The organism is Aequorivita sp. H23M31, from assembly GCF_004022485.1.
Taxonomy (GTDB): Bacteria; Bacteroidota; Bacteroidia; order Flavobacteriales; family Flavobacteriaceae; genus Aequorivita; species Aequorivita ciconiae.
This window is the reverse complement of record NZ_CP034951.1, coordinates 1,827,830-1,848,908: the sequence shown is the minus strand read 5'-3', so window position 1 is coordinate 1,848,908 and position 21,079 is coordinate 1,827,830. Positions and strand designations below refer to the sequence as shown.

At 38.0% G+C, this 21,079-nt stretch carries 14 protein-coding genes and 2 pseudogenes; 9 read left to right on the top strand and 7 right to left on the bottom strand.

What is annotated here, in order from left to right:
* Positions 1–135: 135 nt before the first annotated feature.
* Complete coding sequence (locus EI546_RS08065; protein WP_128250064.1) at positions 136–1,398, bottom strand: MgtC/SapB family protein; 1,263 nt, start codon at positions 1,396–1,398, stop codon at positions 136–138.
* Positions 1,399–1,673: 275 nt separating this feature from the next.
* Here EI546_RS08065 and EI546_RS08060 point away from each other — a divergent pair.
* The 5 genes and pseudogenes from EI546_RS08060 to EI546_RS08040 all read left to right on the top strand — a co-directional run.
* Positions 1,674–2,249, top strand: a pseudogene (locus EI546_RS08060) (adenylate kinase); the annotation flags it as partial.
* Positions 2,250–2,294: 45 nt separating this feature from the next.
* The gene (obgE, locus tag EI546_RS08055) at positions 2,295–3,293 is read left to right on the top strand and encodes a GTPase ObgE (protein WP_128250062.1); all 999 of its coding nucleotides are present in this window, start codon (positions 2,295–2,297) and stop codon (positions 3,291–3,293) included.
* 185 nt (positions 3,294–3,478) lie between these two features.
* Positions 3,479–4,000: a DUF4136 domain-containing protein gene (locus EI546_RS08050; RefSeq protein WP_128250061.1), complete on the top strand. Its 522-nt coding sequence runs from the start codon at positions 3,479–3,481 to the stop codon at positions 3,998–4,000.
* Between the two features lie 213 nt (positions 4,001–4,213).
* Positions 4,214–5,242 (top strand): tetratricopeptide repeat protein, encoded by a 1,029-nt coding sequence (locus tag EI546_RS08045; RefSeq protein ID WP_128250060.1) that lies wholly within the window; start codon positions 4,214–4,216, stop codon positions 5,240–5,242.
* Between the two features lie 97 nt (positions 5,243–5,339).
* A complete protein-coding gene (locus EI546_RS08040) occupies positions 5,340–6,701 on the top strand; it encodes a UDP-N-acetylmuramate--L-alanine ligase (RefSeq protein ID WP_128250059.1) in 1,362 nt (453 codons plus the stop codon).
* A gap of 96 nt (positions 6,702–6,797) precedes the next feature.
* Here the strand turns inward: EI546_RS08040 and EI546_RS08035 are convergent, their stop codons facing one another.
* From EI546_RS08035 to EI546_RS16480, 4 genes and pseudogenes are all read right to left on the bottom strand, one after another.
* The gene (locus EI546_RS08035) at positions 6,798–8,288 is read right to left on the bottom strand and encodes a cellulose synthase family protein (protein WP_128250058.1); all 1,491 of its coding nucleotides are present in this window, start codon (positions 8,286–8,288) and stop codon (positions 6,798–6,800) included.
* Complete coding sequence (locus tag EI546_RS08030; RefSeq protein ID WP_128250057.1) at positions 8,285–8,980, bottom strand: glycosyltransferase family 2 protein; 696 nt, start codon at positions 8,978–8,980, stop codon at positions 8,285–8,287. Before EI546_RS08030 ends, EI546_RS08035 begins: the two co-directional genes overlap by 4 nt.
* 128 nt (positions 8,981–9,108) lie before the next feature.
* Positions 9,109–10,695, bottom strand: a pseudogene (locus tag EI546_RS08025) (4Fe-4S binding protein).
* 418 nt (positions 10,696–11,113) lie between these two features.
* Entirely contained in the window at positions 11,114–11,266 is a 153-nt protein-coding gene (locus EI546_RS16480) for a hypothetical protein (RefSeq protein ID WP_240673189.1), read from the bottom strand.
* 373 nt (positions 11,267–11,639) lie between these two features.
* Between EI546_RS16480 and ric the strand changes: the two genes are divergently transcribed.
* Positions 11,640–12,383: an iron-sulfur cluster repair di-iron protein gene (gene ric, locus EI546_RS08015; protein WP_128250056.1), complete on the top strand. Its 744-nt coding sequence runs from the start codon at positions 11,640–11,642 to the stop codon at positions 12,381–12,383.
* A gap of 61 nt (positions 12,384–12,444) precedes the next feature.
* Here the strand turns inward: ric and EI546_RS08010 are convergent, their stop codons facing one another.
* Positions 12,445–13,752: an NAD(P)/FAD-dependent oxidoreductase gene (locus EI546_RS08010; protein WP_128250055.1), complete on the bottom strand. Its 1,308-nt coding sequence runs from the start codon at positions 13,750–13,752 to the stop codon at positions 12,445–12,447.
* A gap of 178 nt (positions 13,753–13,930) precedes the next feature.
* Here EI546_RS08010 and EI546_RS08005 point away from each other — a divergent pair, with 178 nt between their 5' ends.
* On the top strand, positions 13,931–15,532 hold the full coding sequence (locus EI546_RS08005; protein WP_128250054.1) for a DUF4139 domain-containing protein: 1,602 nt from the start codon (positions 13,931–13,933) through the stop codon (positions 15,530–15,532).
* Positions 15,533–15,708: 176 nt separating this feature from the next.
* Here EI546_RS08005 and EI546_RS08000 read toward each other — a convergent pair whose 3' ends face one another.
* Positions 15,709–18,261 carry an adenosylcobalamin-dependent ribonucleoside-diphosphate reductase gene (locus tag EI546_RS08000; protein WP_128250053.1) on the bottom strand — a complete coding sequence of 851 codons (2,553 nt, stop codon included), beginning with the start codon at positions 18,259–18,261 and terminating at the stop codon, positions 15,709–15,711.
* 292 nt (positions 18,262–18,553) lie between these two features.
* Here EI546_RS08000 and EI546_RS07995 point away from each other — a divergent pair, with 292 nt between their 5' ends.
* The gene (locus tag EI546_RS07995) at positions 18,554–18,931 is read left to right on the top strand and encodes a hypothetical protein (protein WP_128250052.1); all 378 of its coding nucleotides are present in this window, start codon (positions 18,554–18,556) and stop codon (positions 18,929–18,931) included.
* An 86-nt stretch (positions 18,932–19,017) separates the two neighbouring features.
* Positions 19,018–21,057 carry a TonB-dependent receptor plug domain-containing protein gene (locus EI546_RS07990; protein WP_128250051.1) on the top strand — a complete coding sequence of 680 codons (2,040 nt, stop codon included), beginning with the start codon at positions 19,018–19,020 and terminating at the stop codon, positions 21,055–21,057.
* The last annotated feature ends 22 nt before the right edge of the window (positions 21,058–21,079 follow it).

Below are 21,079 nucleotides of genomic sequence, written 5' to 3'. Positions count from 1 at the left end.
AATATTAAACGAAATTTATATAAGAAAGAAGTCGGATAAATTCAAAAGAATAAATAGCGTGCACGGAAAATAGACGATCGTTTGGCTTTAGATTCAAAAAGCTCTATTTTGAATTTTCATTTCAAAGAAACGATTTTAAAAACTCCAGGTTTCGGGCCATAGCCAGATTAGTAATAGACCAAATATTATAGAAATAACCAAAGCTCCTCCTACCCATTTTAGGAGTTTTTTGTTTCCCAGCACGCCCACCAGCACGATCTTAAAAGCAAAATTGGCCAGAACCCCCGTCATAATCAATCTCCATCCCAAATCTGTAGCCAATCCACCTTTAATTGATTGGGCCAATGAAAGTGTGATGGCATCTTTTTTTGCCAGACCTCCAATTATTGAAATTATATAAAGGCCTTCATTTCCAAATTCCTTTTCCGTAAATGCAACTGCCAATAAAATCAAGCCATATAACAAACCGAAGATGAAAGCACTTTTGAATTGTGCCGGGTTCTTGGGTTCGGGCATATCCTCAAGCGCTTTGTCTTTTGAAACGGTATAAAATATAATAATGGAAAGTACGGTCATAAATAAAAACAATAGTGCAAACGGAAGCATCAACGATCCAAGTTTTTCCGGTACTACGATCCCTATTTCGATTATTACTCGGATAAGGGAAACGGTGACCGAGGCAATAATTACAAATGCGGAAACTTTGCTTAAGGTAGATTCTTTGGCGGCATTCCTGGCATAGCTAACCGTAGTTGCTGTGCTGCTAATAATCCCGCCCAAAATTCCGTTGGATATCATTCCTGCTTTTTTGCCAACCCATTTGTAAACAAAATATCCCAAAACACTGATGCCCACGATCAATGTAACCATCAACCAGATATTACGCGGATTTAAAACATCCAATGGACCATACGTTTTATCCGGAAGGATTGGTAGGATTACCAAGGAAATTCCCACGAATGTCATAATGGCCCCTAATTCCTTATCCTTTAACTTATGGATAATTTCATGAAGTCTTTCCTTGATATAAAGAAGAATAGCAAGCGTTCCGCCAATTATTACGGCTATTATTTGATTTCCCAATACCAGATAAGCGCCAAGAGCGAAAATTAATAGAACCGCTACCTCGGTCGTTTGTCCCGCGGTAGGATTTTCGTCTCTTTTGGAGATAACAAGGTTTGCTGTAATCATCAAGGCGGTGATTGCGATTCCAAAAACCGGAAGAATGTAGGGATTGTCGAAATCGCGGGTAAGAAATCCTGCAACTGTTCCCAGAATAGCAATTAGGGTAAATGTTCTTACACCAGCGGTTTCGTGTTTGGTGTTTTCACGCTGAAGTCCGACCAGAAGACCTAGTCCAAAGGAAATTCCAAGAGTAATAAGGTCCTGATAGTCCATAATGGCTAATTTAATTAAATTAAAAATTAACTTTTATATGGAAATGTTAATTCGAAAAGAGCTTACATTCTTTTTGGATGAAAAAGTAGTATTAATGGGAACTGCGGAATTGGAGAATCTTGGTGAATTTCTTTTGTTTTGGAAAAAAATTTTATTTTCTGACCGGAAACAAAGAACTTATTTATAATCATCGTTTTATTTAAGCCAGAAATAGATATTTCTCTCTTTTTAATTTTTGTATTTTTACCGCTTCGTTTTCCACAATTCAAAACACAACCATGACCAATATTATTTTATTTGGCCCTCCAGGCGCCGGAAAAGGTACCCAGGCTAATTTTCTGAAAGAAAAATACAATCTCGTTCACATTTCCACCGGAGACGTGTTTCGCGAAAATATCAAAAACGAGACTGAGCTGGGAAATCTTGCAAAGTCGTTTATGGCAAAAGGCAAGTTGGTGCCGGATGAAATCACCATTGACATGTTGAGCAATGAAGTTGACAAAAACCCAGATGCGCATGGTTTTATTTTTGATGGTTTCCCAAGAACGGAGGCCCAAGCCGAAGCCTTAGGTTACTTAATGGAGGATAAGGACACTCAAATAGATGCCATGGTAGCTTTGGAAGTGGACGATGAAGTGTTGGTAGAACGTTTGATAAATAGAGGTAAAACAAGCGGTAGGGCAGACGACGCGGATGAAAAGATAATTCGAAATCGAATCAAGGTCTATTATAACGAAACCGCTATTCTAAAGGATTATTACCAAAAATTGAATAAATATTACGGAGTGGATGGTGTTGGAACTATCGAGGAAATTACTGGGCGATTAAGCAAAGTAATAGATAGTCTATAATTTCACACAGTCAAACTTGAAATAATAAATTAGAAACAATAAAAGGTGACCGAAGGTAATTTTGTAGATTATGTCAAGATCCATGTCACTTCCGGTAAGGGAGGTCAAGGAAGTCGTCATATGCGGAGGGAAAAATATATTCCCAAGGGAGGTCCCGACGGTGGAGATGGAGGGAGAGGAGGTCATGTAATTATTAGAGCCGATAAAAATCTTTGGACCCTTTACCATCTTAAATTCAAAAAACATTTTAGGGCAGAGCACGGAGAATCAGGCGGAAAACAAACCAGTACTGGGGCCGATGGTGCAGACGTTTATGTCGACGTGCCATTAGGTACCGTGGTTCGGGATAAGGAAACCAATGATATTCTTTTTGAACTTACCGAAGATGGCGAACAAAAAGTTATTGTAAAAGGAGGACGCGGTGGTATGGGCAATGCCCATTTCAAAACTGCGACCAATCAGACCCCACGTTATGCCCAGCCAGGAGAGGAAGGTGTGGAACTGGATATAATTCTGGAGCTAAAAATATTGGCAGATGTTGGATTGGTTGGATTTCCAAATGCAGGGAAGTCCACTTTACTTTCCGTTATTACTGCCGCCAAGCCCAAGATTGACAATTACGAATTTACAACACTAAAACCCAACTTGGGTATTGTGGAATATCGCAATCATCAAACCTTTGTTGTGGCCGATATTCCTGGAATTATTGAAGGCGCCGCTGAAGGGAAGGGGATAGGCCATCGGTTTTTACGTCATATTGAAAGAAATTCTACTTTATTATTTCTTATTCCAGCTGATGCACAGGATATTAAAGAACAATATGAAATTCTCGTTGACGAACTTCGACGTTATAATCCTGAATTGCTTGACAAAGAGCGTTTGGTGGCCATTAGCAAAAGCGATATGCTAGATGAAGAGCTAAAGGCGGAAATGAAAGTTCTGCTTGACAAAGACTTTAAAGGTATCCCCTATTTATTTATTTCATCGGTGGCCCATCAAGGTCTCACAGAGCTCAAGGACAAACTCTGGGAGATGCTCCATTAAAACTGAGCCTCCCGAGCGGAGCCGAAGGATGGGAGATGCTCCGCTAGAATCGAGATTATCGAGTGTAATCGGAGAGGAAATGCTTTTGTAGCATAAGTGGTTCCTCGGTAAGTCGAAGAAAAACAATAATAATCGTCTAATTCGAAAATGCTTTTTTATGTATTTTTATTGAAAATTCTAGACAGATGAAGTTCCTTTCAACAATAAGTATGGTACTATTATTAGTGTCCTGTGGCGCCTCCGTAGCCGTAGATTATGACAAAAATGTAGATTTTTCAAAATATACCTCCTATAATTTTTATCCTTCCATAGACTCGGGTTTAACAGAATTGGATGATTCCAGAATAATGCAAATTGCCGATAGTCTATTTCAAGGACGCGGCTTTGAAAAGAGCAATTCTCCGCAACTCTATATAAATTTTTATGCACGCGAAAATATTTCCAATTCCCGAAGTACACTAGGTATTGGGATCGGTGGCTCGGGCAGTAATGTTGGAGTTGGAGTTAGCGGTGGAATTCCAATAGGTGGAAGAATTATCAATCAACAATTGACAATGGATTTTATCGATGTGTCAAAAGATGATCTAGTTTGGCAAGCTGTTGCCGATGGCGAACTCAAAGAAAGAGCAACTCCAGAACAAAAAGAAGCTTATTACCTCGCAATTATAGAGAAGATCTTAAAGAAATATCCACCGGGGAAGAAGTGATCGGTTGTCGGTAATTCCGTTAATCAGTATTCAATGGCAGTAGGGAGTAAGAGATCTGAGAGAATGAAATTCCTAAAATTAGTATAATCCGCTGTTTCTCTCCTTTCGGGGAGAAGCCCATGGCAGAAGGGGACCGTCTGGATGATCAGTAATCAGTAGCAGTATTTAGTGGCAGAGAAATTAGAGGGATTGAACTTCCCAAAAAATAATAGGATGAGTTGTTTCTCCCCGTCGGGTGGAGTTGCCGAAGGCAGAGGGGGACCTTTTCATTTGGGCCTAACTAAAATTATTCTCCTTGCCCTAGTTATCTTTATTTTTCCTCCCTGTACAAATGCACAATCTTCCTATAAGCAGGCAGAAAAGTATTTTAAAGAGAAGAAATTTGTTCAGGCAAAACCTATTTTTGAAAATTTCTTAAAACAAAATCCGCACGATAAAAAAACACAGGAATATTTAGGAGATATTGCCGCTTACGCTGCGGATTGGGATACGGCAATTTCGTATTATAAAGACTTGGTCAATGAAGAAGAATCCAATGCTGACTTTCACTTTAAATACGGAGCAGCAATGGGAATGAAAGCAATGTCCATTAGTAAAATCCGTGCGCTGGGTTATATCGGGCCCATAAAACATCAACTACAAACGGCCGCAAAATTAGATCCTCAGCATATAGATTCACGATGGGCATTGATAGAATTCTACATAGCCCTACCAGGAATCCTGGGTGGAAGTGAGAAGAAGGCTTTAGAATATGCAAAGGAACTTAGTCAAATTTCGCCAGTCGATGGATACTTGGCCAAAGGTTATGTTGCTGAAGAATGCGATAGACCTCAGGATGCCGAGCGTTATTATAAAAAGGCAATTGAAGTTGGTGGATCTCCACATACCTATGAAAAACTTGCTGCTTTATATGAAAAGAATCATCAACCTGGAAAAGCAATAGAAACTGCTGCTAAATCCTTTAAGCTCCATAAAAGAAATCAGCTAAATTATGAGATAGGAAGAATTTGTGCGGAATATAATCTTGAGCCCCAGTACGGAATTGATTGCTTAAAGGAATATGTGGCAAACTACACCCTAGAAGATGGTGTGACTAAGGAATGGGCATATTATCACATTGCACAGATTTATAAAAATCTTGATGATAAGAAAAATGCTCTTATTTGGATTGACAAAGCTTTATCTGCCAAAAGGGATTTTCCGCAAGGCAAAAAGGAAAAATCAATCATTCTATCACTTTAATCTAAATTCCGGTTATTTATTCAAATAGAGAAAAAGTATCTTTACACAACAAATGTCACCCTTAGCGCAGTCGAAGGGTTAAACCTGAAAACACTCTATGAAAATTCACTTTATAGCCATAGGCGGTAGTGCCATGCACAATCTCGCTCTTGCTCTTTATCAAAAAGGAGATGTCGTAACTGGTAGCGATGATGAAATATTCGAACCTTCAAAATCACGTTTAAAAACCAAAGGTTTATTGCCCGAAGAAGAAGGATGGTTTCCAGAAAAAATCACTTCGGATCTTGATGCAGTTATATTGGGAATGCACGCCAAAGCCGATAATCCCGAACTCTTAAAGGCTAAGGAACTCGATGTGAAAATCTATAGCTACCCTGAATTTCTTTACGAACAGTCCAAAAACAAAACCCGTGTCGTTATTGGTGGCTCCCACGGAAAGACTACCATTACGTCTATGATTCTCCATGTCATGAATTACCACGAAAAAGATGTGGATTATATGGTCGGTGCTCAACTGGAAGGTTTTGATACCATGGTTAAAATGACCGACGACAACGATTTTATGGTAATTGAAGGAGACGAATATCTGTCTTCTCCAATTGACAGACGGCCGAAATTCCATCTTTATAAACCGAATATCGCTTTATTGAGCGGAATCGCCTGGGATCACGTAAATGTTTTTCCTACCTATGAGAATTATGTAGAACAATTCGAAATATTTTTAAATGAAATTACCAATGGCGGTTCGATTGTTTATAATGAAGAAGATTTGGAAGTAACACGAATTGTCGAAGCCTCCACAAATCCAATTAAAAAATATCCCTATAAAACTCCTAAATATTCAGTAAAGGATGGGATCACCTTTTTGGAAACACCCGAAGGTCCAATGCCCATCGAAATTTTCGGAGGGCACAACTTAAACAATCTTGAAGGAGCGCGATGGATATGCCAATTAATGGGCATAGATGCTGATGACTTTTATGAAGCCATCGCCACTTTTAAAGGTGCGAGCAAACGTTTGGAGAAAATAGCTGAGACCAAAACTGCAGTTGCTTATAAGGATTATGCCCACTCACCGAGTAAAGTAAAAGCTACAACCGATGCAGTGAAAAATCAATATCCCAATAGGAAATTAATAGCTTGTTTGGAACTTCACACCTATAGTAGTCTATCTCCGGATTTTCTAAAAGAATATCGAGGAACGCTAGACTCTGCTGATACAGCTGTTGTTTTTTATTCGCCCCAGGCGGTAATGATCAAACAATTAAAAGAAATTAAACAAGAGCAAATAGAAGAAGCCTTTGATCGTGACGATCTAGTAGTTTTCACCAATCCCGCAGATTTTAAGACTTATCTATACTCCCAGGATTATGAAAATACCTGCTTGCTTCTGATGAGTAGTGGCAACTATGGTGGATTAAATCTAATGGATGTAAAAGACTATGTTGAAAAACCTTAGGATTGTTTTCTATTCCTAATATCAATTTAATCTAATTCCTCTGCGAATCTCAGCGTTTACCTCAGCGTTACTCTGCGTGAAAGCTTTTCCATAGAGTTAGGCTTTGGAAGTCAAAGATTTAAAAAACACAAACCCAAACCCCAAGAAAAGCATCAGGTGAAAGGGGAAAAGTCCAAAATCCCCACCTTGATCTCCTACAATAAAAGCGCTGTACATTCCAAAAGCGAAATACAACATCAATATTCCTTCAAAAATAACATTGGCAGAAATATTCCTGGAGAGATATATATTTTCTTTCCAACTTTTGTTCAATTCATTTAGATTGAATTTCGGCGTGCGGATAAATTCACTTTTCTTTCCAAAATGCCCTTCTATTACTGCAATAGAATTATGAAGAGAAAATCCCATCGCCACGGAGAAGAAGACGAAAAACATTCCAATATACTTCAAAAAGTCTTTAAATCCGCCACCATATATCGATTTATAGGTGAACCAATAACATATAAAGAAGATAATGGTGCTGATAACGAAGAAAGTCATCACGTAAAAGTAAACCTTTAAATGTGCATATTCATTTTTAATGTAAAGCATAGGAATACTAAGAATGGCAACGATCAAAATATTTAAAAACATTGTACTATTCAGCAGATGTAAAAAGCTATGAATTTTCGTTTTTGCTGAGAGATCGTGACTTTTTAAAACCCTACCAGCCATTTTCTGGAAATTCTCCGCACCGCCTTTATTCCACCGGAATTGTTGGGACCGTGCCGCGCTTATAACTACAGGGAGTTCGGCAGGAGTTTCTACTTCTTCCAAATACTTAAACTTCCATTTTTTTAACTGAGCTCTATAACTGAGGTCTAAATCTTCCGTTAAAGTATCTCCCTCCCAATTGCCTGCATCCAGAATACATTCTTTTCGCCAGACTCCAGCAGTCCCGTTGAAGTTGATAAAATGTCCCTTGCTATTTCGGCCCACTTGTTCCAAAGTGAAATGTGCATCCAGCGCAAAAGCTTGTACGCGGGTAAGAATAGAATAATCTCTGTTCAAATGCCCCCAACGGGTTTGCACCACACCAATTTCCGCATCTTTGAAATAAGGAATAGTTTTCAATAACCAATCTTTCTTCGGAAGGAAGTCCGCATCAAAAATGGCTATATATTCACCTTTGGCAGTTTTCAATCCTTCTTTCAGCGCGCCTGCTTTAAAACCATTGCGGTTGGCACGAGTAATGTGTTTAATATCAAGTCCGGATTGTTGAAGTCTTTCAATGTGTTTCGCTGTTTCTCCAAATGATTCATCCGTACTGTCATCCAAGACTTGTATTTCTAATTTTTGCTTAGGATAGTCTATTTCTGAAATATTATCCAAAAGCCTTTCCATTACATACAATTCATTATAAACAGGTAATTGAATGGTCACAAAAGGAATTTCCTCTGGTTTTGAAAAATCAAAAACAAGTGTGCCAGGATGCTTTTTTCTGGCTTTTAAATAATTGAAGAGTAAGTTTAACTGCGCCAAAGCGTATAGAAAAATGAAAATGAGCGCAATGGAATAAATAAAGATAATTATGGTCTCAACAATCATTTTTTAACGCTGTATTTAAAAATCCAGCCTAGGATTTTTCCGCCGGCAAAGATAGCACCTTTTACAGTTCCTGATACTTTTGAAACGCCAATTCGGTTGCGATAAGGAACGGGAATTTCTCTATAACTATAGTTTCTCTTTAGAGCTTTGAGTTGCATTTCCACCGTCCAGCCATAGGTTTTGTCTTCCATATCAAGGGCCAACAACTTATTGTATTTAATTGCGCGGAATGGTCCCAAGTCCGTAAATGTAGAATTGAAAAAAAGTTTCATCAAAGAAGTCGCCAGCCAATTTCCAAAAATTTGAGGCATCGTCATAGAGCCATTTTCCCTTAATTCCATCACGCGAGCGCCAACTACAAAATCAATATCTTCTTGAATAATTGGAGCGACTATATTTGTCAATTCTTCAGGGTAGTCGCTATAATCTCCATCAAGAAATACTATAATATCCGGTCGGTGAGCGGAGTCGAAATGCGAAATATATTCCATTCCCTTTAAACACGCATATCCATAGCCTTTTTGCTTTTCCAAAAGAACTGTGGCACCGGCTTTCCTAGCAACTTCAGAAGTGGTATCCGTGGAATTATTATCCACCAAGATAATCTCTGAAACTATTCTAGGAATATCAGAAATTACTTTGCCAATGGATTGTTCTTCGTTAAAAGCGGGGATTATTACTTTGATATTCATTGCGAGGAACGAAGTAATCCACTCCGTTTTATTTTTATATTGCGAGGAAAGCAATCTCTAAGTTTCAGACCTCAAAGGTTTTAACTTGACCGCCGGAGGAGGAAAACCTTTGGGGTCTTATACCGTTTTTACTTATTTACAAATTTCATCAAATCCACATCATTCCCAAGCAAAATTTCGTTCGGACTTATACGATTTTCTAAAGGTCCATTTTCAAGTTTTAAAACTCCACGAGGACAAACGGCAGAACAGATGCCACAACCTACACAACTCGCACGAACTATATTTTCGCCTTTCTGGGCATATGCACGTACGTCGATACCCATTTCGCAATAGGTAGAACAATTCCCGCAACTGATGCACTGTCCGCCATTGGTGGTAATTCTAAATTTTGAAAAGAGCCTTTGTTGGATTCCCAGGATTGCAGCCATTGGGCACCCAAACCTGCACCAAACCCTATTTCCGAAAATAGGATAAAAGCCCACGCCAATTACGCCGCTAAAAACCGCACCAATCAAAAAGCCATAGGAAGCACGCAAGGTTTCGGCATCAAAGAGAAATAGTTTGTATCCAGTACTAAGGTGAAGAAGGATAAGAGCGATTATGATAACGAAATAACCAATTGCACCGAGTTGGGCATCTTTTTGCAATTCTTTTCTTTTATAAATCCAAATCCAAAGAAAAACTACTGTTAAAAGCATGGCTACACTTATAAGAAAGGTAGTTTTTGTAAGCCAATATTTTGAAGAGTCCTCACCCAAATAACTATAGACCACGGCAGTTGTCATCAACACAACAAAAACCAAAACGCTGTGAACTACCCAACGTTCAATTTTCCACGCGACGACTCGTTTATCACTTAAATGTCTAAATGGATCTCCAGCGGTTTCCGCCAATCCACCGCAACCACAAACCCAACTACAATACCAACGTTTTCCGTACTTGTACGTAAGAATTGGAGTTATAATTAAAATAGAAGCCACTCCGAATATCAGTAATCCAATTCCAATATCTCCTGCGGAAATAAATTCGTCAACTCTATATTGCTCAAAATTATAATAGTTAAGAGGCTATATATTTTTAAGATCGTAATAGGGAAGAGAAAAGGTTTCTCGGTTCAGGCGAAGCATTAGTTCGGGAATGAGAAATGCAAATCCCAATTGGAAAAACATTACAGAAAATGTTCGAAGCCTTTCATACCTGTTATGCCGATATTTCATAAGAAACTTTACTCCAAATGCTAGAATCGCTAAGGTGTAAAGCGTTCCATATACAAACCACTGACTTGCGGGATTACCACTGATAAATCTGCTTAAAGGATCAAAGAGCGCTACAATGCCTGTGTTGTTTCCATTTTCCGATAGTCCCAAATAAGCAGGAAACCAATAAAGAAGAACGTAAAAAAGAGTCAGGCCAATCCCAAGAATCCACGCCCAAAACCCGTGAGAAGTAAGCGATTTAAAATAAACTCCGTCATTTTTAATTCCTGGGTGCTTATCCGAGTATGCTGCAATAGAAAACCAAATAGTTCCCACCGCAATTGCACTTAATGCCATTGTGAGCCATAACCCTCTATTGGGAAAATCAACATTAAAAATAGCCAGAACTAATACCGTCAACCCCAGCAATCCCAGTCCGGATGATAGTTTCTGTTGGGTGTTTATTGCTTTTGGTGGTTCTCCCGCGAGAGACATATTTCTTTGGAATGTGTTCATTGTTTGTTTGTGATTTATTGGATCCAAACCCCAAAAGCCTCAAAGACCTATTGGGTTTTGCAACAACTTTACTCTAAATAATAATTATCATAATCAATTTTGTATTTATTGGAATCTAAATTGTATTTGGTATTTTCTTTATCATCAAATAAATTAAGTACAAATTTCCTTTCCAAAGAAGTCAGAATCCAAGAATCACGGGATTTAGGTTAATATAAACTATTAATCTTTTCAAATAGTCTTCTGCTTCAATTCTTTTCCGCTGAAATCTCCTTCGAAATAAATTACCCTTGCGATTGTATTTTTTATTTACTGCTTTTGCATAAGCGTTAAACAAGTTGGAGAAGCCTTGATTTGTTTTCTTATCTTCAACGTTTTTTGCCTTTATCAGGAGATGAAAATGATTTTTCAATAAATACTAGGTCAAGATTTGCGCCCCTGTAAGAATATGTTTCTTTAATAATTCTAAGAAATATGAATAAATCTGTTCTTCCATAAAGATATCTTCTCGGTTGTTTCCGCGATTGAAAATATGATAATATTTTTCTGATGCTATAGGTTCGTATTCCATATTCAGCACGGCTTTAAACCCTTAAGATTTTCTTCCTCCAGCGGAAAAGTTAAAACTTTTGGGTTTACCAAGTTAAACCTTTTTATTCGCATTAAAAATATCACTTATAGTAAAACCTCACAGTCTTTGAGACCTGTGAGGTGTGGTAACGGACATAAAAGCCGACGCTAATATTCTTTATAAAGTATCTTCATACCACCGTAAATATATCCTTTCTTAAACTTGATAAACAACTCCTATATGTATTCCCTTAACTTTTAACAAAATATAATTAAGACAATTTTGTCCGTAATTGTTTTAATGTATATATTTGCTTCATTAAAAGGAATCCCCTTCCAGGGATTATGGAAATTAAAAAAATAAATTCTCAATTATGATAAATACAGTAAACCCCAAGAAATTAATTCAGGAATTTGTAGCCGATGACTACAAAACCGCTGCAGTATTCTCTAAATATGGAATTGATTTTTGCTGCCGTGGAAATCGCTCCATCGAAGATGTTTGTGAGCAAGAACAAATTGATAAAGATGCCCTGTTGAATGATTTGGCTTCTATTTCTCAAACTTCATCAGCTCAAAGCATCGATTATAAATCTTGGCCTCTAGATTTATTAATAGATTTTATTGAGAAGAAACATCACCGATATGTAACTGAAAAATCTCCCGTAATCAACTTCTATTTGGATAAAATCGCTAGAGTTCACGGAGAAAGGCACCCTGAACTATTTGAAATTAAAGAATTGTTTCGAGAGTCCGCTGAAAATCTGGGCAGCCATATGGTGGAGGAAGAAGGAATGTTTTTCCCTTATATCAAACGAATGCTGGAAGCCAAGGAAAATGGAACTGCTCCCGCAAAACCAGAAGGATTGGAAACTGTCGAAAGACCCATTGCCAAACTGATGGAAGAGCACGATGACGAAGGCGTTCGCCATAGAGAAATTGCTAAATTATCTAACAACTTTACCACGCCGGAGGACGGTTGCAACACCTATAAAGTGGCCTTTGAAATGTTGAGAGATTTCCAAGATGATTTGCACTTACACATACATCTAGAAAACAACATACTGTTTTTGGAAGCTAAGAAACTTGAGGATTCTTTAAGTGTTTTGGTAAATTAATCCCTAACAGATTTTAGTTTGATTTTCAAACCCCAAAGGTTTCAAACACCTTTGGGGTTTATTAAACCTTCAATATTTTTATTTTGGACAAATATTCCTTCAAAATCTCTTTTTCATATTTTTTAAAAAACTCCGGATCAAAATTCGCTTCTCTTAAATTCTCTATCACATAGTCAACGCTTCGTTTTTGATTTAACCACCTATTAAAAACCTCGTGTTTCATTCGGATTCCAAAGGTGTTTATTCCTAAAAATTCGCCACTTTCTTTGTTATAAGAAACGGTAATTGCTCTTAGGTCGCTTTCGCATTTCCAATGGAATTGTTCCTCATAATCTTTTCTTCTTCCTTTTGGGAATACCCATCCGTAGGTTTGGTATTCGATATCAAAAAACTTGGCGCTATTGAACCAATGGCCTGGCCTGTACTCAAAGGGATTTCCACAGATGGTTTGAGCAAGGGCCTCGCCCATCATTCTGCCTGTGTACCAAACCGCTTCAACAGATGGTCTTAATCCAATAGGCTCACGTTGCTGGGCGCAATCCCCAATGGCGAATACCTCTTCAATATTGGTTTGTAGTTTTCGGTTAACAAGAATCCCTCTATCGGTTTCGATTTTCGAATTTTTCAGAAATGAAATATTAGGTTTTACACCGGTAGCAATTCCAACAACTTTACAAGGAATTTCTTCTCCTGAAGTCGTCAATACGGCGCGAACATTTCCTTGATCATCTCCTAGGATTTTATCCAGTTGGGAATTATGTCGCAAATCCACCCCGTGTGATTGGATATGACGTGATAGCATTTCAGAATTGAGGAGTGGAAGTGCGTTTTCCCAAAAAGCGGGCTCGCGAATTATCATAGTAACCTGAATATCTCGTGTTCGTAGCATTTCAGCCATTTCAATCCCAATCAATCCGCCCCCAACAATTACGGCGCTTGGGCATTCTTTATTATTGGGTGCGTTTTCCTCCAGCATTTCCAAATCCTGTTTGGAAACCAATCCCTGGACACCTTTTAACTCCAAACCTTGCCAACCAAAAGTGGTTGTTGTAGAACCACTGGCAATTATCAATTTGTTATAAGTAATGGAATCGCCTTCTCTAAAATATAGCGTTTTTAAGTCTGTATTAATGGATTCTACATACCCCTTCTTCAATTCCAGACTATTTTTTTTCCAAAACCAGTCTTCATAAGGTTTGATATCTTCCCATCTCATATGCCCCATATAAACATACATTAGCGCTGTACGCGAGAAAAAATAATCAGTTTCTGCCGAAATGATCGTAATCTTTTTATCTGATAGTTTTCGAATATGTCGTGCGGCTGTTATGCCTGCAATACCGTTTCCGATAATTACGATGTGCTCCATAGTCTTGATAAAATCCCGAAATTGAAGGATTTTTAAATTTAAGCATTTTCTATTGGGATGATCCTTTTAACAGTGTTAAGTTTGTTTTCTATTCTCTATCTAGGACAGCTCAAAGGAGGCTCTTTTTCCACAACGGCATAAAAATTGACTGTCTTTTTAAAATTAAAGCCAAATTCGTATGAAGACTTCTTCGATCCATTTATCCATCTTAACATTACTTCTACTCTTTTTTTTGACTGTTCCTTCTCTTTCGGGACAAAATGTTGTTGAGACAAATGCCAATTTAATTGATGCCACAATCTTTTCCCAAGGTGCGAGCCTGCATCATATAGCCAAGCAGGTATCAATCCCCAGTGGAAATTCTGAATTGGTAATTAGTCAAATCGCCCAGAATATCGATCCACAAAGTATTCGGATAAGCAGTGACAACAAACAGCTTACCATTCTTTCCGTTTCTTATGAAAGGGATTATTTGGTAAAGGGAGAAAACCAAAGTTCGCAATATATAGCGGTCAAAAATAAATATGAGGATGCCAAAGAAATTCTTGATGGTTTGACAAATGCTAGAAAGGCTGAGGAAGGCAGTCTGGCGTTGCTTGAGGAAAACAGAAAATTTGGAGGGGAGAGTGGCGTTTCTCCAACAAGTGTGGCTGCAATGATCAAGTTTTATCGGGAGGAATATAAAATTTTATCGTCCAATATTATTAAGTTGAAGGAACAAGAAGCGAAGCAACAAAAAATAGTAGACAAACTACAAAAACAAATGCAAGAAGCAGGGGGTAGCGGGAATAATGCTGGCCAGCTGGTAGTGCGGATAAATTCCAACACAGCTGTAAAAACCGATTTTGAAATCAATTACTTTTCCAACAATGTTTCTTGGACGCCTTTTTACGAAATAAATGTTGATAATTTGAATGAACCGGCGCAGCTTATTTACAAAGCAAATGTTTCCCAGAATACAGGAATCGATTGGAAACAGGTTAAGTTGGCTTTTTCCAGTGGAAACCCCCAACGCAACAATAATGCTCCCGAATTAAATCCGTGGTGGGTGGGTTTTCGCCAACCAGTGGTGTACAATCAAAGAACGTCAAATCGTCAAGCGGGGATTCAAAAGGAAAGCATGAATGGCAGTAGTGCGGAATTGGACGAGATGGTGATAGTACAAGAAAATCAATTATCCACATCTTTCGTTGTCAATACGCCTTATGACATCTATTCAAACCAAAAACCACAAGCTGTGGAGTTAAAAGAATATCAGTTACCTGCGAAATATTCTTATTTTACTGCGCCGCGTTTGGATGAAGGTGCCTTTTTGGTAGCAAAAGTTTCGAACTGGCAGCAGTACAATCTTTTGCCCGGAAATGCAAATTTGATAATTGATAACAATTTTGCCGGAAATTCCTATATCAATCCAAATTCCACGGAGGATACTTTGACATTGAGTTTGGGAAGAGACGAGCGGATAATTACAAAACGAGAAAGAATCAATGAAGAAGGAAGTACTTCTTTTTTTGGAGGCTCTCAAAAACGGGTTTACACTTATGAAATTTCCGTGCGAAATTCTCGTAAAGAAGCAATTGATATAGATGTGAAAGAACAATTTCCGTTATCTACTGAAAAGGATATTGAAATCAAGTTACTTGAAACTTCAAATGCCAAAGTAAATAATGATAAGGGAGAATTAACTTGGAACCTTCATTTAAACGCGGGAGAAACCAAGAAAGTTAGAATTTCCTATTCCGTAAAACTTCCTAAGGATAAGGTAATTTCTGGGATGTAAATTGCGAAGATCGAAGCAATCTAATTCGAGAGTTGGGCTTATTTAATAAAACTCGGAGTTTCTCTAGGACCCTTGGAAATTCATTGCAAAAAAGCCTCAGGGATTTCAAATCCTTGAGGCTTTTGCTAATAAAGAGAATGTTTAAACTCCGTTGGAGCAATAGACCATATCCGCTTTTATCCACATTTGGATGAACCGCAATCTTTACAGGTCAAACAACCTTCTTGATAAATAAGTGAAGTGCTATTACAATTCTCACACTTTTGTTTTTTGGCCTCTGTACCATCGGCAACATATCTTTTCAAGGCGCGAGCGACTCCATTTTTCCAGGTATTGATGCTTTCGCTATCCAATTGCAGACTATTGATCAATTCAACAGCTTTTTCAATAGGCATCCCGTGGCGAAGAGTGCTGGAAATTAGTTTCGCATAATTCCAGAACTCTGGGTTGAATTTATGTGAAAGTCCTTCAATAGTGGTTTTGTAGCCTCTTTTATTTTTATATTGGAAATCGTATCTGGAACTTCCATCATCATTTCTGGCTTTGATAATATACCCTTCATTTACCCATCGTGGTATAAGGATTCCATCCTCATCATCGGCAAAACCAGTAAATATTTCGTAAGGTTTTCCATCAATCAATCCGATAAAGGCAATCCATTTATCCTTGCTATTTTGAAAACGAACTACATCAGCATCCAAAATTTCAGGACGTTTTGTGGGAAAAGGAGTAAGCATTGTTTCTTGTTCCTCATCTTTTTCATCGTTAGCAATCAAAACTCCCGAACGTGAACCATCGCGATACACGGTAACTCCTTTGCATCCTGCCTGCCAAGCTTCCATATATAATTTGCCTACCAATTCCTCTGTAGCATCATTTGGAAGATTGATGGTTACTGATATGGAATGATCTACCCATTTTTGAACTGCTCCCTGCATTTTTACCTTGCTCATCCAATCGACATCGTTTGAAGTTGCTTTATAATAAGGAGACTTCTTTACGAATTTGTTCAGCTCTTCTTGAGAATAATTTTTATCAGTCGAAATCCCATTCGCTTCCATCCATTCCTTAAAGCGGTGGTGGAAAACTACATATTCCTCCCAGCTGTCGCCCACTTCGTCTACAAAATCCACGCGAACATTTTTGTCATTCGGATTCACTTTTCTTCTTCTTTTATATACGGGAAGGAAGACCGGTTCGATACCGGAAGTGGTCTGTGTCATTAAACTTGTTGTGCCGGTAGGGGCAATAGTCAACAGCGCAATATTTCTGCGGCCGTATTCCAACATGTCAAAATATAATTTTTCATCTGCTTCTTTCAATCGAAGAATAAAAGGATTGTTTTTCTCGCGTTCGGAATCAAAGATTTGGAATGCTCCACGTTCCTTTGCAGTGTTTACAGAAGCTCTATATGCTTCAAGAGCTAATGTTTTATGGATTTCTACCGAAAACTCAATTCCCGCCTCACTGCCATATTTAATTCCCAATGCAGCGAGCATATCGCCTTCCGCAGTAATGCCTATTCCCGTTCTACGGCCTTCCAATGCTTTTCTTTGAATGTTGAGCCATAAATTTCGTTCTACCGCTTTAATTTCTTCAGATTGTGGATCGGCATCGATTTTGGCGATAATAGCATCCACTTTTTCAAGCTCGAGGTCAATTATGTCATCCATAATTCTCTGGGCGATATTTAAATGCTTTTTAAACAGTTCGAAATTGAAGGAAGCATCTTTTTTAAACGGCTTGTCAACATAGGAAAATAAGTTGATTGCCAACAAGCGGCATGAATCATAAGGACATAGAGGAATTTCACCACAAGGATTTGTCGAAACTGTTTTATAGCCCAAGTCTGCATAACAATCCGGAACGGATTCTTTAATTATTGTATCCCAAAATAAAATTCCAGGTTCGGCAGATTTCCAGGCATTGTGAACGATCTTTTTCCACAATTTGCCTGCATTTATATCCTTCACGTTCTTCGGATTTTCACTGAAAACAGGATATTTTTGGGTGTAATTTTCACCATCTCTTACTGCCTTCATAAAGGCGTCATCAATTCTCACGGAGACATTTGCACCGGTAACTTTGCCTTGTTCCATTTTGGCATCAATGAAATCTTCGGAATCTGGATGGTTTATGGAAACGGATAACATCAAAGCGCCCCGACGTCCGTCTTGGGCAACTTCGCGAGTAGAATTTGAATATCGCTCCATAAAAGGAACAATTCCCGTAGAAGTCAAGGCGCTGTTTTTAACAGGTGATCCTTTGGGTCGTATGTGGGAAAGATCATGGCCTACCCCACCGCGACGTTTCATAAGTTGTACTTGTTCTTGATCAATTTTCATGATTCCTCCGTACGAATCGGAATCACCTTGATTACCGATTACAAAGCAATTTGAAAGAGATGCGATTTGGAAAGGGTTGCCAATTCCTGCCATTGGGCTACCTTGAGGTACGATATATTTAAAATCCTTTATGGCGTCGTAGACCTCTTCTTCACTCAAAGGATTGGCATAACGCTGTTCAATGCGGGCAATTTCTCTTGCTATTCGACGGTGCATATCGTCAGGGGTCTTTTCATAAATATTCCCGTCAGAATCTTTTAAGGCATATTTATTAACCCAAACGCGGGCCGCAAGGTCATCACCTTTAAAGTATTCAACGGAAGCGTTAAAAGCTTCATCTTGGGTAAAAGTTTGACGAGCAGGTTCAATTGTTTTTACTGGCATGTGTGCAGGGATTTTTGGTAGTTAAATAATTCATAATTTTATTAGGTAAATATAGTGAAATAGAAATTTGATTTTGAAATCAAAAATTAAAAGTTGTCAATAATGATTGTTAATAATCTAGAAAACAGCCTATTGCGAATTATCAACACAAAAAAGTTTACAAATAATTTAAATTCGTTCAACTGCGGTAATGTATTGAAGTTGTTGGGTTTCATGAGAAATTTATGCAGTGGTTTTATACAAAATGACAATAATCATTTTATAAAAAGGGAACTCAATATATCTTTGTAGCGTGAAAAATGTAATCCTTTTATTAGCTACTTTCATTATGTTGGCAAAGCCTTTTTGGCCGATAATGGATTATATGATTAACTACGATTATATAGTCAACGTTCTTTGTGAAAATAAGGACAATCCTGAAATGCATTGTAACGGAAAATGTCACCTGAGTAAGGAGTTGGCACATGAGGCTGGCGAGGATAGTAAAAATCCATTCAACAGTAAAACCACAAAAACGGAGATACCGCAAATAATAATTTCAGAAACCATTTCCGAATTTCTTTTTTCTACTGAAATTGAAATTGTCAGCACCCAAGCTATTGGTTATAAACCGGTTTTTCGCAATTCCCTCTTTTCTTCTAAAATTCTTCATCCGCCCCGATTAGGATAATTTATCTAGAGATCGTGATTGGAATTTTCTTATATAGGAAATTCTAAGGGATCATTCTTATTTACATTATCTAAAATAATATCAAGATGAAATCATTTAATCGTGTATCTCCATCTAAAGGGATACTATTAGGATGTCTTTTATATATCCTGTTCTTTGGTTCTTTTGGAGGAAAATTATACGCTCAGGAAGAAACCGCCGATACCTTAAAGCTTATAAATCTAAATGAGGTTGTGGTTATTTCTGCTGGCAAGCAATTGAACCATAATAAGCAACATAAACCCATGTCCTCCTTGGACGAGTTTTTGGAATCTTCCAGAAGTATCAATATGGTTAAACGCGGCGCCTATGCTTGGGAACCTACCATGAATGATATGGGTTCTGAACGTCTAGCGGTTACCATAGATGGAATGCAAATCTTTGGAGCGTGCACAGATAAAATGGATCCAGTGACTTCTTATGTAGATGTTTCGAATCTTTCGGAGGCGGAAATTGGATCAGGGCAACAAGGTGCTGCTTTCGGAAATTCCATAGGCGGATCTATTAACCTGAAATTGGATAGGAGTAATTTTAAACCCACTGGTTGGACGGGTTCCTTAGAAAGCGCTTTTGAGAGCAATAACAAATTGCGCGTATTCGGTGGCGAGTTGAATTATTCAGACGAAAAATTCTACCTAAATTCTGATATAATCTATAGAAAGTCTGATAATTATAAGGCAGGAGGTGATAGAGAAATCCTTTATTCTCAGTTTGAGAAATATAACTTTTCCTTGAATTCAGGCTATATACTTGCAGCAGATAAATCTATTTCTGCCACTTTAATATATGATGAAGCCAAGAATGTAGGATATCCAGCTTTGACTATGGACGTTTCTCTGGCTCGAGCTGTTATCGGTTCGGTCAGTTTTAATCAGGACAGCCTATTTGGACGTCTGGGTAGGTGGGAGTCCAAGCTGTATTATAATACAATAAAGCACGTGATGGATGATACCAAAAGGCCAGATGTACCTATTCATATGGATATGCCTGGGTGGAGCGAAACTGTTGGATTTTACTCGCAAGCCAATATGAGAAAGAATAATAATCGCTTCTTTTTTAAGGTAGATGGTTACCTCAATAAATCGCTCGCCGAGATGACCATGTATCCGGAAAACAGCAATGAAGCTTTAATGTTTATGCTTACCTGGCCCGATGTGCATACAATGGATTTTGGGATTTATGGGGAGGACAATATTTCCTTTAAAGAATCCTCGTTAAAGCTTTCCACTCGGTTAACTTATCATTCAAATACGGTAGCAGATGATTTTGGCCTGAACAGTTTAAAGATATTCTATCCCGATATGGATAGGACTAACACTAGATTCCTGAAAAGTTTTTCCGCACAATACCATAAAATGTTGGATGATTTTCATTTTAATGGGGGTTTATCTTATGGCGAAAGAGCTCCGTCCGTATCTGAAGGTTATGGTTTTTATCTGTTCAACAGTTTCGACAACCACGATTATATTGGCGATCCAAACTTGAAAACTGAAAGTTCCGCCGAAGCAAATGTATCTCTCAGCTATGAGAGACCAATTTTCCAGATAACGGCAGAGGCTAATTATTTTCAAGTTTTTAATTATATAATTGGAACGATAGATCCTTCGCTTCGTCCAATGGCAATTGGAGCTGATGGGGTAAAGGTTTATGGAAATTTGGATTACGCCCAATTATTCAATACTTCACTTTTAGGGCGTTATGCTCTTTCCAATGCCTTTAAATTATCCGCGCGAATTTCATATCATCGAGGTATAGATAATGAGGGTGAAAACCTTCCATTAATTAGTCCCATTTCTTACCAAAGTGGTCTGGATTTTTATAAAAACCAATATTCAGCTTCTCTAACTGTAAGTGGAGCTGGAGAGCAGGTTAATTATAATCCCGCGTATGGAGAAACTAAAACGGCTTCATATGCTACTCTTTCGGCAAGCTTCGGAAAACGTTTCTTCTTAGGTAATGATGATCTCTTTGTAAAAGCTGGAATTGAGAATATTCTTGATACTTATTATTCTTCCTATACCGACTGGAAAAACATTCCTAGAATGGGAAGAAACATTTATTTAACTATTGCTTATTCAATTAAATAACGAAAAATCAAATCTTATATAA